At 66.7% G+C, this 13,759-nt stretch carries 16 protein-coding genes; 13 read left to right on the top strand and 3 right to left on the bottom strand.

Annotation, left to right across the window (positions count from 1 at the left end):
- Positions 1–190 precede the first annotated feature (190 nt).
- Entirely contained in the window at positions 191–811 is a 621-nt protein-coding gene (locus tag ACSHSS_RS31810; RefSeq protein ID WP_006416129.1) for a LysE/ArgO family amino acid transporter, read from the top strand.
- A gap of 267 nt (positions 812–1,078) precedes the next feature.
- Complete coding sequence (locus ACSHSS_RS31805; protein ID WP_043279088.1) at positions 1,079–2,026, top strand: aldo/keto reductase; 948 nt, start codon at positions 1,079–1,081, stop codon at positions 2,024–2,026.
- Between the two features lie 62 nt (positions 2,027–2,088).
- Here the strand turns inward: ACSHSS_RS31805 and ACSHSS_RS31800 are convergent, their stop codons facing one another.
- Positions 2,089–3,069: a helix-turn-helix domain-containing protein gene (locus ACSHSS_RS31800; RefSeq protein WP_261532506.1), complete on the bottom strand. Its 981-nt coding sequence runs from the start codon at positions 3,067–3,069 to the stop codon at positions 2,089–2,091.
- 173 nt (positions 3,070–3,242) lie between these two features.
- Here ACSHSS_RS31800 and ACSHSS_RS31795 point away from each other — a divergent pair, with 173 nt between their 5' ends.
- From ACSHSS_RS31795 to ACSHSS_RS31780, 4 genes are read left to right on the top strand one after another with little or no spacing between them, the layout of a single operon-like run.
- Positions 3,243–3,776 (top strand): 2,4'-dihydroxyacetophenone dioxygenase family protein, encoded by a 534-nt coding sequence (locus ACSHSS_RS31795; protein ID WP_006397581.1) that lies wholly within the window; start codon positions 3,243–3,245, stop codon positions 3,774–3,776.
- Between the two features lie 18 nt (positions 3,777–3,794).
- Positions 3,795–5,117: an MFS transporter gene (locus ACSHSS_RS31790; RefSeq protein ID WP_261532505.1), complete on the top strand. Its 1,323-nt coding sequence runs from the start codon at positions 3,795–3,797 to the stop codon at positions 5,115–5,117.
- A gap of 1 nt (position 5,118) precedes the next feature.
- A complete protein-coding gene (locus ACSHSS_RS31785; protein WP_261532504.1) occupies positions 5,119–6,240 on the top strand; it encodes a 2,3-butanediol dehydrogenase in 1,122 nt (373 codons plus the stop codon).
- Positions 6,218–6,940 (top strand): SDR family NAD(P)-dependent oxidoreductase, encoded by a 723-nt coding sequence (locus tag ACSHSS_RS31780; RefSeq protein ID WP_261532503.1) that lies wholly within the window; start codon positions 6,218–6,220, stop codon positions 6,938–6,940. Before ACSHSS_RS31785 ends, ACSHSS_RS31780 begins: the two co-directional genes overlap by 23 nt.
- Before the next feature lie 75 nt (positions 6,941–7,015).
- On the opposite strand, the gene ACSHSS_RS31775 is transcribed toward ACSHSS_RS31780, so the two are convergent.
- Positions 7,016–7,672, bottom strand: coding sequence for a nitroreductase (locus ACSHSS_RS31775; protein WP_261532502.1), 657 nt, complete (start codon positions 7,670–7,672; stop codon positions 7,016–7,018).
- A 202-nt stretch (positions 7,673–7,874) separates the two neighbouring features.
- On the opposite strand from ACSHSS_RS31775, the gene ACSHSS_RS31770 reads away from it, so the two are divergent.
- The 3 genes from ACSHSS_RS31770 to ACSHSS_RS31760 all read left to right on the top strand — a co-directional run bounded on the left by ACSHSS_RS31770 (position 7,875) and on the right by ACSHSS_RS31760 (position 9,868).
- The gene (locus ACSHSS_RS31770) at positions 7,875–8,624 is read left to right on the top strand and encodes a PadR family transcriptional regulator (RefSeq protein ID WP_261532501.1); all 750 of its coding nucleotides are present in this window, start codon (positions 7,875–7,877) and stop codon (positions 8,622–8,624) included.
- A 34-nt stretch (positions 8,625–8,658) separates the two neighbouring features.
- Positions 8,659–9,471, top strand: coding sequence for a siderophore-interacting protein (locus ACSHSS_RS31765; protein ID WP_006397575.1), 813 nt, complete (start codon positions 8,659–8,661; stop codon positions 9,469–9,471).
- Between the two features lie 172 nt (positions 9,472–9,643).
- Positions 9,644–9,868 carry a hypothetical protein gene (locus ACSHSS_RS31760; protein ID WP_006397574.1) on the top strand — a complete coding sequence of 75 codons (225 nt, stop codon included), beginning with the start codon at positions 9,644–9,646 and terminating at the stop codon, positions 9,866–9,868.
- Positions 9,869–9,924: 56 nt separating this feature from the next.
- Here ACSHSS_RS31760 and ACSHSS_RS31755 read toward each other — a convergent pair whose 3' ends face one another.
- Positions 9,925–10,506 carry an undecaprenyl-diphosphatase gene (locus tag ACSHSS_RS31755; protein ID WP_261532500.1) on the bottom strand — a complete coding sequence of 194 codons (582 nt, stop codon included), beginning with the start codon at positions 10,504–10,506 and terminating at the stop codon, positions 9,925–9,927.
- A 73-nt stretch (positions 10,507–10,579) separates the two neighbouring features.
- Between ACSHSS_RS31755 and ACSHSS_RS31750 the strand changes: the two genes are divergently transcribed.
- Genes ACSHSS_RS31750 through ACSHSS_RS31735 form a run of 4 tightly spaced genes read left to right on the top strand, consistent with a single transcriptional unit; the run spans position 10,580 to position 13,732 of the window.
- Positions 10,580–10,945 carry a hypothetical protein gene (locus tag ACSHSS_RS31750; protein ID WP_261532499.1) on the top strand — a complete coding sequence of 122 codons (366 nt, stop codon included), beginning with the start codon at positions 10,580–10,582 and terminating at the stop codon, positions 10,943–10,945.
- Positions 10,942–11,682, top strand: a complete 741-nt coding sequence (locus ACSHSS_RS31745; RefSeq protein ID WP_006397571.1) for an acetoacetate decarboxylase — start codon at positions 10,942–10,944, stop codon at positions 11,680–11,682. Before ACSHSS_RS31750 ends, ACSHSS_RS31745 begins: the two co-directional genes overlap by 4 nt.
- Positions 11,683–11,732: 50 nt before the next feature.
- Positions 11,733–12,518: a 3-hydroxybutyrate dehydrogenase gene (locus tag ACSHSS_RS31740; protein WP_006397570.1), complete on the top strand. Its 786-nt coding sequence runs from the start codon at positions 11,733–11,735 to the stop codon at positions 12,516–12,518.
- Positions 12,515–13,732: a patatin-like phospholipase family protein gene (locus tag ACSHSS_RS31735; protein ID WP_039222782.1), complete on the top strand. Its 1,218-nt coding sequence runs from the start codon at positions 12,515–12,517 to the stop codon at positions 13,730–13,732. Before ACSHSS_RS31740 ends, ACSHSS_RS31735 begins: the two co-directional genes overlap by 4 nt.
- Positions 13,733–13,759 lie beyond the last annotated feature (27 nt).

Below are 13,759 nucleotides of genomic sequence, written 5' to 3'. Positions count from 1 at the left end.
TAAAAAACACGTTCAGTTCCTTGGCTGCGCGTTCGAACGACCCGTGCCGGATCACCGCGGCCAGTGCGTCGAGCAATGCATAGTCGAGCATTAGCGTTCCTTAATCGACATTAGCTGATTTAGCTTCTCTTATTCGAGCGATGCCCGCAGACTAGCGCTACCCGATCCATCCGTCTACTGCTCACCCACCATGAACTGGCTCGCTTTCTCCCATGGCGCCGCGCTGTGCGCGTCGCTGATCGTCACCATCGGCGCGCAGAACGCGTTCGTGCTCCGGCAAGGGATCATGCGTTCGCATGTCGGCAAGATCGTGCTGCTGTGCGCGCTGTCCGACATGATCCTGATCGCCGCGGGCGTCGGCGGCGCGTCGGCGCTCGTCGAACGCTACCCGACGTTCGTCCATGCGGTGCTGTACGTCGGCCTCGCGTATCTGGCGTGGTTCGGCTTCAACGCGCTGCGCCGCGCGTTCAAGCCCGGGCACGAAACGCTCGACGTGCGCGGCGACGCTGTCGCGCCGCCGCCGCAAAGCGCGCTCGCGATCGTGTTGATGACGCTCGCGTTCACGTGGCTCAACCCGCACGTGTATCTCGACACGTTCCTGCTGATCGGCACGGCCGGCGCACGCGAACCGGAAGGCGCGCGGCTCGCGTTCGCGATCGGCGCGATGTCGGTCAGCATCGTCTGGTTCATCGGGCTCGGATACGGCGCACGACTGCTCGCGCCGTGGTTCCGCAAGGCCGTCGCATGGCGCGTGCTCGACGGTGCGATCGGCAGCATGGTGCTGTTTCTCGCGGCCGTGCAGCTGCGCTAACGCGCACGCGCTCGCGCTGCGATCGCGCCTCGATCGCAGCGGCCGCCGGTCGCCGATCGGCGCGCGCCATCCGTCATCTTCCGCAATCCGTCCGTTATCGCGCGTCGCCGCACGTTCCTGCATGAATCGAATCGATCGGTGACAATGGACGAGTCCCGCGGCACCGTCGACACGATGCCGCGCACGCCGCTGCGCTGCGATGCCGACGCCCCATGCCGGTGTCGCTCGCGCGGCTTCGTTCCGTCAATCGCATACACGGAGAGAAAGATGGCCCTACGCACCCTCGGCACGTCCAGCATTCAGGTTTCGCCGCTCGCATTCGGCGGCAATGTGTTCGGCTGGACCGTCGACGAGAACGCGTCGTTTTCGCTGCTCGACGCGCTCGCCGACACCGGCATCAATTTCATCGACACCGCCGACGTCTACTCGGCCTGGGCGCCCGGCAATCGCGGCGGCGAATCGGAAACCATCATCGGCAAATGGCTGAAGCGCACGGGCAAGCGCGAACAGGTCGTGATCGCGACCAAGGTCGGCATGCTCGAAGCGCGCGCCGGCCTGTCGAAAGACAACATCCTGAAAGCCGCCGACGATTCGCTGCGCCGCCTGCAGACCGACTACATCGACCTCTACTTCTCGCATCGCGATCTGCCCGACACGGCGCCGCTCGAAGAAACGCTCGCCGCATATCAGGCGCTGATCGACGCAGGAAAAGTGCGGATCATCGGCGCATCGAACTACAGCGGTGCGCGTCTGCGCGAAGCGGCCGAGATCAGCCGGCGCGACGGCCTGCCCGCGTACCAGGTGATCCAGCCCGAATACAACCTGTACGACCGCGCCGAGTACGAGCGCGATCTCGAGCCGGTCGTGCGCGACCTGAAGCTCGGCGTCGTCAACTACTACGCGCTGGCGAGCGGTTTCCTGTCGGGCAAGTACCGTAGCGAAGCCGATCTGAAGAAGAGCGTGCGCGGCAGCCGCGTCGCCGGCTATCTCGATGCGCGCGGGCTGCGCATTCTCGCGGCGCTCGACGCGGTATCGGCGAAGCACGGCACGCAGCCGGCCGCGATCGCGCTCGCGTGGCAGATCGCGCGGCCGACGATCACGGCGCCGATCGCGAGCGCGACGTCGCTCGCGCAACTTGCACTACTCGGCGATGCGCTGCGCGTGCAGCTCGATCAGGACGATATCCGGCAGATCGATGAAGCGAGTGCGGTTTGAGCGCACGCTGGGCGAGCGCGTCGCGCGGCGTTCGTGCGACCGGTGCGGCGGCGCGGCTGGTGTCAGCGCTCGCCGGACGGCACCGCGTCGCGCAACGCCATCGGCGACGCGCCGTAACGATCGCGGATCGCGCGGCTGAAATGCGCGTGGCTTGAAAACCCCCAGCGGAACGCGATCTCGCCGACGCTCGTCTTGCGCAGTCGCGCATCCGTCAGGTCGCGGTACGCATGCGACAGCCGCTCCGACCAGATGTGCTGCGCGATCGATTCGCCTTCTGCCGCGAACAGCCGGCTCAGATGGCGCAGCGACAGGCCGACCGCGTCCGCGACGGCCTGCGGCGCGAGCTCCGGCTCGCCGAGATGCGTCGCGATGTATTGCTTCGCGGTCAGCAGATACGACAGCGACGCGCGCGATGCATGGGCGCCGTTCACTTCCACGTCGATCAGTTCGACGACGAGCCGCCGCGTGTAATCGGCGAACCGCGTCGCTTCGCCTTCGACCGGATCCTGCATGAATCGCTCGACGTTCGTGCGCAGCGTCGCGCCGAGCATCGCGCCCGCGCCCGGCCGCGGCGTGATCCGCAGCGGCAGCGCGGCCAGTTCCGCATCGAGCCGGCCGTCGACCATCGCGATCGGCACATCGACGAGCAATTGCCGCATCGGCGTCAGGAATCCGAACAGGTAGGGCACGCGCGTGTCGTACACGACGATGTCGCCGGCCTCCGCGAGCAGGCATCGGTCGCGCTGAATGAAATACGCGCGGCCGCGCAGGATCTGGCAGGCAAACAGCGACTCCTTCGGCAACTGGCGCACCAGCGCCGGGTTGCGCTCGATCACGTGATCCTGACCGCTGATGTCCGTCAAGCCGAGGCCCGGCAGCGCGATGTCGGTCTTCTCGACATCGAGCCCGGCCGGCGACAACGACGAGCACCGCAAGCCGACCAGCGTCGCGGCGTTGAACGCATCCCAGTACGCCATGCGGTCGCGCACCGGCACGTCGGCCGTCGAGCCGCGCGTGCGAGATAGAACGGTCGATTGGGTCACGTGACCTCCTGGGGCGCCCGTCGTGCACGACGAACGGTGCGGTCGGGAACTTTCATTTTGAAATCAATGCGCACGATGTCCGTGCGGATCAAACAATCCGTCCCGCGTGGTCAATCGCGGGACGGACGGTCTGGCTACAGTCGATTCCACACCCAATCCGGAGGAGACGAACCGTGGTCGACAAAGCCGTAGCCGAATTCTGGCAAAACATCGCGCCGATTGCCAATCCGTTCAAGCCCGATGCGCTGCCCGAGGCGTACATTCCGAACGCCGTGTCGGATGACGAAAGATATTACGTTCCGTTCACCGAAACGGTTTCATCGCGGCCGCTGTGGATATCGCCGACGCAGAACAAATGGTGCGACATCCTGATGGCCAAACGGGCCGGGCTCGTGAATCGCCACTATCACCCACATGAAGTGTTCGCTTACACGATCTCCGGGAAGTGGGGCTACCTCGAGCACGAGTGGACGGCCACGCGCGGCGACTTCGTGTACGAAACGCCGGGCGAAGGCCATACGCTCGTCGCGTTCGATCATCCGGAGCCGATGCGCGCGTTCTTCATCGTCAAGGGCCCGCTGATCTGGCTCGACGACGAAGGCAATCCCGACGGCTACTTCGACGTGCATTCGTACATCGCGATGTGCAAGGCGCATTACGAGAAGGTCGGGCTCGGCGCGCACGCGGTCGAGAAGCTGTTTCGCTGACGCGCGTCGAGGCCGGCCATGCTATTCCGATCTTTTCCTCGACCGGCGTGGACGTACGAGAACAGATTGCTGCTGATCCTGTTCATGACGTTCGGCTTCGTCTTCTTCGACCGCCTCGCGCTGTCGTTCCTGTTTCCGTTCATGGCGGCCGAACTGCATTTGACCAATGCGCAGCTCGGCATGGTGTCGTCCGCGCTTGCGCTCACGTGGGCGCTGTCCGGCGCCGCGACGGGCGCGTGGTCCGACGCGCGCGGCACGCGCAAGCCGCTGTTGATCGCGGCCGTGCTCGGCTTCTCCGTGTGTTCCGCGCTGTCGGGCTTCGTCGGCGGCTTCGCGAGCCTGATCGCATTCCGCGCGCTGATGGGCATCGCCGAAGGGCCCGTCCTGCCGCTGTCGCAGTCGCTGATGATCGAGAGTTCGACGCCGAGCCGTCGCGGGCTGAACATGGGCCTGCTGCAAGGGTCCGCCGCGGGCCTGCTCGGCGCGATGATCGGCCCGCCGGTCGTGATCGGCATCGCGACCGCGGCCGGCTGGCGCGAAGCGTTCTACGTGTCGTGCATTCCGGGCATCGCGATCGCGTTCTGCATCTGGCGCTGGGTGCACGAGACACCGCCGGGCGGCGCGATCGACGCGCGCGCAGATGCATGCAGCGCAACGAAGGACACGACGAAGGGCGCGACGAAGGGCGCGACGGTCAGCCGCTGGGCGCTGCTGAAGGCGCGCAACGTCCTGCTGTGCGTGCTGATCAGCTGCTTTTTCCTCACGTGGTTCGTCGTCGTGATCTCGTTCGCACCGACATTCCTCGTCAGCAGCCGTCATTTTTCGGCATCCGACATGGGCGTCGTGATGACGTGCCTCGGTGCCGCCTGGGTGTTCTGGGGTTTCGCGGTGCCCGCGATCTCGGACCGCATCGGCCGCAAGCCGACGATGATCGTGTTCGCGCTGATCGCCGCACTGTGCCCGCTCGCGATGATTCACGTCGCGTCGCTCTGGGCGCTCTGCGCGCTCGTATTCGCGACCTATACGGGCCTCGGTTGCTTCACGCTCTTCATGGCGACGATTCCGGCCGAGACGGTGCCGCCCGGCGCGGTCGCCAGTGCGCTGGGCCTGATCATGGGCGCGGGCGAGTTGATCGGCGGTTTCGTCGCGCCCACCGTCGCGGGCTTCGCCGCAGACCGCTTCGGGCTGTCGTTCGCGATGGAGATGTCGGCCGCAGGCGCACTCGTCGCCGGCCTGCTGTCGATCGGCCTCGTCGAAACTGCGCCCGCGGTATTGCGCAAGCGCGCGCTCGCGAGCGCCGCCGCGCGCCGTTTCGATACGCAAAACCTCGGAGGACGCTGACATGCGCGCACTTCAATGGCATGGCCCGCGCGACGTCCGTCTCGTCGACATCGACACGCCGCGCGTCGGGCCGGGCGAGGTACGCATCGCCGTCGCGTATTGCGGCATCTGCGGCAGCGATCTGCACGAGTACGCGGACGGCCCGCATGCGATTCCCGTCGACGCACCGCATCCGCTGTCCGGGCGCACCGCACCGCTGACGCTCGGTCACGAATTCTGCGGCACCGTCGTCGAAGTCGGCGCGGGCGTAACGACGTTGCGCGCCGGCGACCGCGTCGCGGTCGAGCCCGAGTATCGCTGCCAGCGCTGCGCGTACTGCCGGGCCGGCTCGTACAACCTCTGCGTATCGATGGGCTTTGCCGGGCTCATGGGCGACGGCGGAATGGCCGACTTCGCGGTCGTGCCGGCCTATATGCTGCATCGCCTGCCCGAGGGCGTCACGCTCGAACAGGCGGCAGTGCTCGAGCCCGCCGCCGTCGCGCTGCATGCACTGCGGCGCGGCGAGCTGCGGCTCGGCAATACCTGCGCGGTGTTCGGCCTCGGGCCAATCGGACTGCTGCTGATCATGCTCGCGAAGCTGCAGGGCGCGACCACGATCGTCGCCGTCGACGTGTCGCCGCAGCGCCTCGCGGCCGCGAAGCGTTTCGGCGCGACGCATGCGTTCGACGCCCGCTCGCTCGATGCGGCCGCACTGCGCGACGCGATTCGCGCGGAAACCGGCGGTCTCGGCGTCGACGTCGCATTCGAGGCGGCCGGGCTGCCCGCGACGTTCGAAGCCGCGATGCACGCCTTGCGCAAAGGCGGACGCGTCGTGATGGTCGGGCTGATGCCGCACGCGGGCTTCGATGCGTTTCGCGCCGTCAACGACGAGCTGACCTTCACGGCGAGCGTCGGCTACCGGCACGCATACGACGATCTGCTGCGCATCGTCGCGTCCGGCGCGCTCGATCCGGCGTCGATCGTCACGCGCACCGTCTCGCTCGAGCACGCGATCGCCGACGGCTTCGACGCGCTGCTCGCCGACCGCACGCAGATCAAGATTCTCGTTTCACCGGCGCTCGGCGCGAGCCGCCGCGCCTATGCCTCGGGGAGCATCGAACATGAGCCCAGCGCAGACGTTTGAGCGCAAGACCGTCGTCGTGACGGGCGGTACATCGGGAATCGGCGCACATACCGCACTGCGCTTCGCGGAAGCGGGCGCGTCGGTCGTCAGCATCGGGCTGCAGGCCGCGGGCCCGCATGCGCCGGTGCACGAGCGCATCCGGAACGTCGAGCTCGACGTCGCCGACAGCGACGCGCTGACGCGCACGATCGGCGCCCTGCCGCGCATCGACGTGCTCGTCAACGGCGTCGGCATCAGCCGGCACGCGGACGAATATCGGATGGACGAATTCGAGCACGTGCTGAACGTGAATCTCACGTCGGTGATGCGGGCGTCGGACGCCGCGCGCCCGGCGCTCTCCGTGGATGGCGGCGCGATCGTCAACATCGCGTCGATGTACACGTATTTCGGCAGCAAGGACCGACCCGCGTATAGCGCCAGCAAAGGCGGGATCGCGCAGCTCACGCGTTCGCTCGCGCAGGCCTGGGCCGACCGCGGCATCCGCGTCAATGCGGTCGCGCCGGGCTGGATCGATACGCCGCTCAGCAGCGCGTTGATGGCCGATGCGCAGGCGTCGCGTCGAATCCTCGAGCGCACGCCGCTCGGGCGATGGGGCAAGCCCGATGAAGTCGCCGACGTGATCCTGTTTCTCTGCTCGCCCGGCGCGTCGTTCGTGACCGGTGCGATCGTTCCCGTCGACGGCGGCTATTCGACGGTCTGATCGAATGTGCGGCGCTTCGTCGATGCGCGTTTGTGGCGGCACGCAGCGCATTCGCTTCGCGCGCCGCCAGGCGCGTCACGCCGCGCTTTCGCAGTCGCTCCAGTATGCAAACGGATCGCGATGCTCGGGGTAGTGCTCGTCGAGCCACTTCAGCAGCGTCGCGCGCGCCTTGTCGAGATCGGCCTTGAACGGCGCACTCGTGATTTCGTGGACGTCGCCGGACGTTTCGCGGTCGATCACGAGGCAGCGCCAATCGGGGCCGTCGAGATCCGGGTCGTCGGACGCCCTCGACGACTTACCCCAGCCGGATCCCTTGCGCGCATCGATGTAATACCGCGGATGCACTTTCAGGTACGACATCTCGCCGCCCTGCAGGCTGCTTTCCGCACGCAGCACGCCGCGCGCGTCGACGATCTGCGTGATGCCCGGCAGTTCGCGCACGCGCCAGCCGGCCGGCAACGTCGCGACGGCGCGAACCGCGTCGTACAGCCCCCACGTCAAACCCCACGCTTGCGCCATCCGTTTCATGAATGCATCGGCGCTCGGATAGCCGCGCAGCTGGATTCGCGTCGACACCGTGACGTCGACTCGGCCGCCCCGGCCGGAATCGCCCGATGCCGGCGCGAACGGATCGCCGGGACGCGCCGCGCCCTCGCCGCCGGCCGGCGGGACGTCCGAAAACAATTGATCGAGCGCCGCGCGCGCTTTGGACGATTTGTTCGTTCTGTTCATTGCAATGCTCCTGTAGCAGCAGTCGGTTCCTGGACGAAGTGTGACGTGGATCGGCCGGCGTCGCCACTTCGGGCTCGGCGCGGGCGCGCCGGTACGACAGCCGTTCCGCGTGAGTACCCCATCCCTCCCCGATTAATCTCCTTGACGCCCTATCTTTCGATATATATCTTTAGATATGTTTTCCGATATATAGGACACGATCATGCGACACCATTCCTTCAACGGCCATGCGCGATGCGCCGGCCGCGACGCGCATATCCGTCACGACTGGCTCGCGGGCCTTTGGCATGCGATCGGCCGCCATCGTCGCGGCCACGATCCGTTCGGCGGCGGCCCGTTCGGCGGCCCGGGCGGCCGTGGCGGGCGCGGCGGCTTCGGCGACTTCGGTGACGACGGCATGCCGCGCGGCCGCCAGTTCACGTCCGACGATCTGCAGCTTCTGCTGCTCGCCTTGCTCGCCGAGCAGCCGAGCCACGGCTACGAGCTGATCAAGGCGCTCGACACTCGCTCGAGCGGCTTCTACAGCCCGAGTCCCGGCATGGTCTATCCGGCGCTGACGTATCTCGAAGAAGTCGGCTACGTCGCGTCGCAAGCCGAAGGCAATCGCAAGCGCTACGCGCTGACCGACGCCGGCCGCACCCATCTCGATGCACAACGCGAGCGCGTCGACACGCTGTTCGCTCGCCTCACGCATCTCGCGCGAAAGATGGAATTCATGCGCCGCGCCTTCGCCGGCGAAGCGTCGGGCGCCGGAGCGTCGGGCGCCGATGCGTCGGGCCGCGCAGCGCCGGACGAAGCGCAAGCCGGCTGGCTGCCCGAGTTCGTCGACGCACGCGTCGCGCTGAAGCATGCACTGCTGCACAAGAGCGCCGCATCGCCCGACGAGCAGCGGCGCATCGCGGCCATTCTGCGCCGTGCGATCGCCGAAATCGAAGGCCGGTCCGACGTGTAACGCGCGCCGTCCGTCACATTTCCTGGAGAACGGATTGAATACCACCCTTGCCGACCGCACCGTGACGCGCGTGCGTCACACACTGAAATTCCGCCTGCTGCAGGTGCTGCGCGTGCACGCGGTCACGCCGCATCTGCTGCGCGTCACGCTCGGCGGCCCCGATCTCGCCGATTTCGAATCGTCGTCGTTCGACGATCACGTCAAAGTGTTTTTCCCGGCGCCGGGCACCGAACGGCCCGCGTTGCCGACGCTCGGCGCGAACGGCCCCGAGTTTCCTGAAGGCGAGCCGAAGCCGGTCGCGCGCGACTTCACGCCGCGCCGCTTCGATCGCGCCGCATGCGAACTGGATCTCGAATTCGTGATGAATCATCCGGGGCCCGCGTCGCAGTGGGCGGCACAGGCGCGGCCCGGCCAGTGGCTCGGAATCGGCGGGCCGCGCGGCTCGTTCGTCGTGCCGACCGGCTTCGACTGGCATCTGCTGATCGGCGACGATACGGCGCTGCCGGCCGTCGCGCGACGCATCGAGGAACTGCCGGCCGGCGCGCGCGTCGCCGTCGTGCTCGAAGTCGCGGATCGCAGCGCGAAGATCGCGTTCGACGCGCGCGCCGACGTGCACGAGATCTGGCGCTTCCGCGACGAAGGCAACGGCGACGCACTGCTGGACGCCGTGCGCGACCTGCCGCTACCGGAGGGTGATGGCTATGTATGGGCAGCCGGCGAAGCGCTCGCGATCCGTGCGGTGCGCGCGCATCTGACCGGCGAACGCGGCATCGACAAATCGCGCATTCGCGCGTCCGCGTACTGGAAGCGCGGCGCGGCGGCCGTACACGAGACGCTCGACGACTGACGCGCCCGCGCGGCATCGGGTTTTCGCTTCATGCAGGGCGCGCGGCAACCGCGCGCATCCGGACGCCGCGGCCGGCACGGGCTTGGCAGCGGCATCGCGCCTGGTATATATCTGTGTGAGCGGCAGCGCTGTCGGGAGACAGCGGCCGCCGCGTGCCCAGGAGCGCCCGATCATGACAAAAGAAAATCACGCTGCGCCTTTCGTTCGTCACCTGAAGATCGTCGGTTATTGCGGCCTTGCCGCGGTCGTCCTCGCGCTGTTCGTTGCGATGTGCGCGATCCTGAAGGAAAGCGCGCTCGAACGCGATGCGGTCGCGCAGCAGTCGACCGACACCACCGAACTGCACGGCACGACCGGCCCGTCCGCGACGGCCGAAGCGGCGAAGACGCCCGGCTGATTGCGTCACGGCGCGGCGCGTGAGGCGCCTGCGTGGCGCTGTACTACCGGATTCGATTACGGCGCAGGCTGGCGCCCCATGATCACGGCGTGCACGGCGTCGCCGATCCGGTCGAGCGTATCGACCGCCCGCCGCGCATACAGATGCGCGGCCAGCGCGCCCGCGGTGCCGACGAGCACGCCGCCCGCCATGTCGAACGGCCAGTGCACGCCCGCATAGATACGCCCCCACGCAATCGCGAGCGCCAGCGCCGCCATCACCCAGCCCGTCACGCACGTCGTGCTGCCGAGCAGCATGCCGACCGCGACGCTCCATGCGAACGTCATGTGATCGCTCGGAAACGAGCTGTCTGGCGCGTGCGGAATGAGTTGCGTGCCGACGCCGGCCATGAACGGCCGCGGCGAGAACCACAGATGGCCGATCGCCTGCGCGAGCAGGAGCGCGACGCACGCGCCGACGCCGGCCTCGATCGCCTGCCGCCGCGTCGTACGCTCGCCGAAGAGCCAGGTCAGCAGCAGCATCGCGGGCAACGCATAGACGACCCAGTCTGCGGCGAAGATCGCGAGGCGGGTGACACCCGCGTTCGGCGCGTGGCCGGCATTGAGAGCGGAAAACAGCGTCAGATTGATGTTATGCATGAATCGATTCTGGGGACGGAAAGGCTCGGCCGGATCGCGCGGCCGTACGCGACGTTGCGGCGGGCTGGCTTGAATGACGCTCAATGCGGGCACCGTACGGGATGACGCACGGTCCGCTGCGGCGAACGCACTTAGAACCCGCACTGCAACACAAGTTCACGAAATTGTCACATTCCGCGCGGTCGGCTCCCGAAAATCCTCCCCTCGCATCCCGAAAAACCTCACCTTGTTTCACATTTGCGCGCGACCGATGGTGCGATCATCGGCCAGCCGCGCGGCGATTCGCGCCGTCTCGACCATTCGCCTCAACATTTGCGCAGTCAATTCTTCAGAATGCGCAACAATTATTTCCGATTGCGGCATCGCACAACGGCGGCACACAGGCATAGGATTACGAGCAGTCTTCGACGAAGCGATCAACAACAAGGAGTCCGCATGAAAATCAGCGATGTCCGATCGAAAGCGTTTGCGATGCCATTGACGAGCCCCGCCTTCCCGATGGGCCCCTATCGTTTCGTCGATCGCGAATTCCTCATCATCACGTACCGCACGGATCCGGACCGTCTTCGTGAAATCGTGCCCGAGCCGCTGAAGGTCACCGAGCCGCTCGTCCATTACGAATTCATCCGCATGGCCGACTCCACCGGCTTCGGCGACTACACCGAAAGCGGCCAGGTGATTCCCGTCGAATACAACGGCCAGCCGGGCGGCTACACGCTCGCGATGTATCTGGACGATCACCCGCCGATCGCCGGCGGCCGCGAGCTGTGGGGCTTTCCGAAGAAGCTCGCGTCGCCGACGCTGCACGTGAACACCGATCACATCCTCGGCACGCTCGACTACGGCAAGGTGCGCGTCGCGACCGGCACGATGGGCTACAAGCACAAGGAACTCGACATCGCCGAACAGGCGAAGCGTCTCGCCGGGCCGAATTTCCTGCTGAAGATCATTCCGCACGTCGACGGCACCGCGCGCGTCTGCGAACTCGTGCGCTACTACATGCAGGACATCGTGATGAAGGGCGCATGGACGGGCCCCGCATCGCTCGAACTGTCGCCGCACGCGCTCGCGCCGGTCGCGGATCTGCCGGTGCTCGAGATCGTCGAGGCGCGCCACCTCGTCGCCGATTTGACGCTCGGTCTCGGCGAAGTCGTCTACGATTACCTGGCTCAGTAACCTCCGCAGTCGTTACTTCCTGTCAATCCTTTCACTACCGGAATTCGAACATGAGCAACCTGAATGGCAAGACCGCAGTCGTCACGGGCGCCGCGAGCGGCATCGGCAAGGAAATCGCGCTGGAGCTGGCGAAGGCGGGTGCGGCCGTCGCGATCGCCGATCTGAACCTGGACGGCGCGAACGCGGTCGCCGACGAGATCAACAAGGCCGGCGGCAAGGCGATCGGCGTCGCGATGGACGTGACCAACGAGGAAGCCGTCAACACCGGCATCGACAAGGTCGCGGAGACGTTCGGCTCGGTCGACATCCTCGTGTCGAATGCCGGCATCCAGATCGTGAACCCGATCGAGAACTACTCGTTCGCCGACTGGAAGAAGATGCAGGCGATTCACGTCGACGGCGCGTTCCTCACGACCAAGGCCGCGCTCAAGCACATGTACAAGGACGATCGCGGCGGCGTCGTGATCTACATGGGCTCGGTGCACTCGCACGAGGCGTCGCCGCTGAAGTCCGCGTACGTGACGGCCAAGCATGGCCTGCTCGGTCTCGCGCGCGTGCTCGCGAAGGAAGGCGCGAAACACAACGTGCGCTCGCATGTCGTGTGTCCCGGTTTCGTACGCACGCCGCTCGTCGACAAGCAGATTCCGGAGCAGGCCAAGGAACTCGGCATCAGCGAAGAGGAAGTCGTGAAGAAGGTGATGCTCGGCAATACGGTCGACGGCGTGTTCACGACCGTGCAGGACGTCGCGCAGACGGTGCTGTTCCTGTCGGCGTTCCCGAGCGCGGCGCTGACCGGTCAGTCGTTCGTCGTCAGCCACGGCTGGTTCATGCAATGAAGCCGCACGCCCGCACCGAAAAGCAGGCGGTCGACGCGGCCGAGCTGCAGCACGAAGCCGGCGCGCCGGCTGCCGCGCGCTCGCTGCCGTACGAGACGATCGCGCTCGTGCTGCAAGGCGGCGGCGCGCTCGGCGCGTATCAGGCCGGCGTATTTGAAGGCCTGCACGAGGCCGGCATTCCGCTCGACTGGATCGCGGGCATCTCGATCGGTGCGCTGAACACCGCGCTGATCGCCGGCAACGCGCCCGAGCATCGCGTGGAGCGGCTGCGCGAATTCTGGGAAACGATCTGCCAGCCCGCGTTCTTTCCGGCGATTCCCGCCGCGTTCGAGTTCGCGCTGTTCAACAGCATCGACCAGATCCGCACGTTCTTCACCGCGACGCAGGCCGCGAGCGCGATGATGCAGGGGCAGCAGGGCTTCTTCGTGCCGCGCTTTCCGCCGCCGCTGCCGGGCGTGTCCGATCATCCGCAGAAGATCAGCTGGTACGACACCTCGGCGCTGCGCGCGACGCTGCTGAAGCTCTGCGATTTCGACCGGATCAATTCGGGCGAGACGCGCGTGTCGGTCGGTGCCGTGAACGTCGGCACCGGCAATTTCGTCTACTTCGACAACTCGCGCATCCGTCTCCTGCCCGAGCACTTCATGGCGTCCGGTGCGCTGCCGCCCGCGTTCCCGCCGGTCGAGATCGACGGCGAGTACTACTGGGACGGCGGCGTCGTCTCGAATACGCCGCTGATGGAAGTGCTGCGCGCGCGTCCGCGCCGCGACACGCTCGCGTTCCAGGTCGACCTCTGGAGCGCGCGTGGGCCGCTGCCGCGTACGATGGCCGACGTCGCCGAGCGCACGAAGGACGTGCAGTACTCGAGCCGCACGCGTTTCGTCACCGATACGCTGCAGCGCGAACAGCGCTATCGCAACGTGCTGCGCCACGTGCTCGATCAGGTACCCGAGGAACGGCGCAAGACCGATCCGTGGTGCATCGAGGCCGAGGCGATGTCGAACGGCAAGAAGTACAACATCCAGCATCTGATCTATCAGCAGAAGGCGTACGAGCATCATTACAAGGACTATCAGTTCGGTCTGTCGACGATGCGCGACCACTGGTCCGCAGGGCTCGACGACATCCGCAAGACGCTCGCGGTGAAGGACGGCCTCGCGCTGCCCACCAACGATGCGGGCTTCGTCACGCACGACATTCACCGTCGCCGGTAATGCGTGCACGGCGGGCCGGCACGATCG

Source organism: Burkholderia sp. BC1 (genome assembly GCF_052683555.1).
Note: the sequence above shows the minus strand (reverse complement) of the source record. Positions and strands in the feature narration are given on the sequence as shown.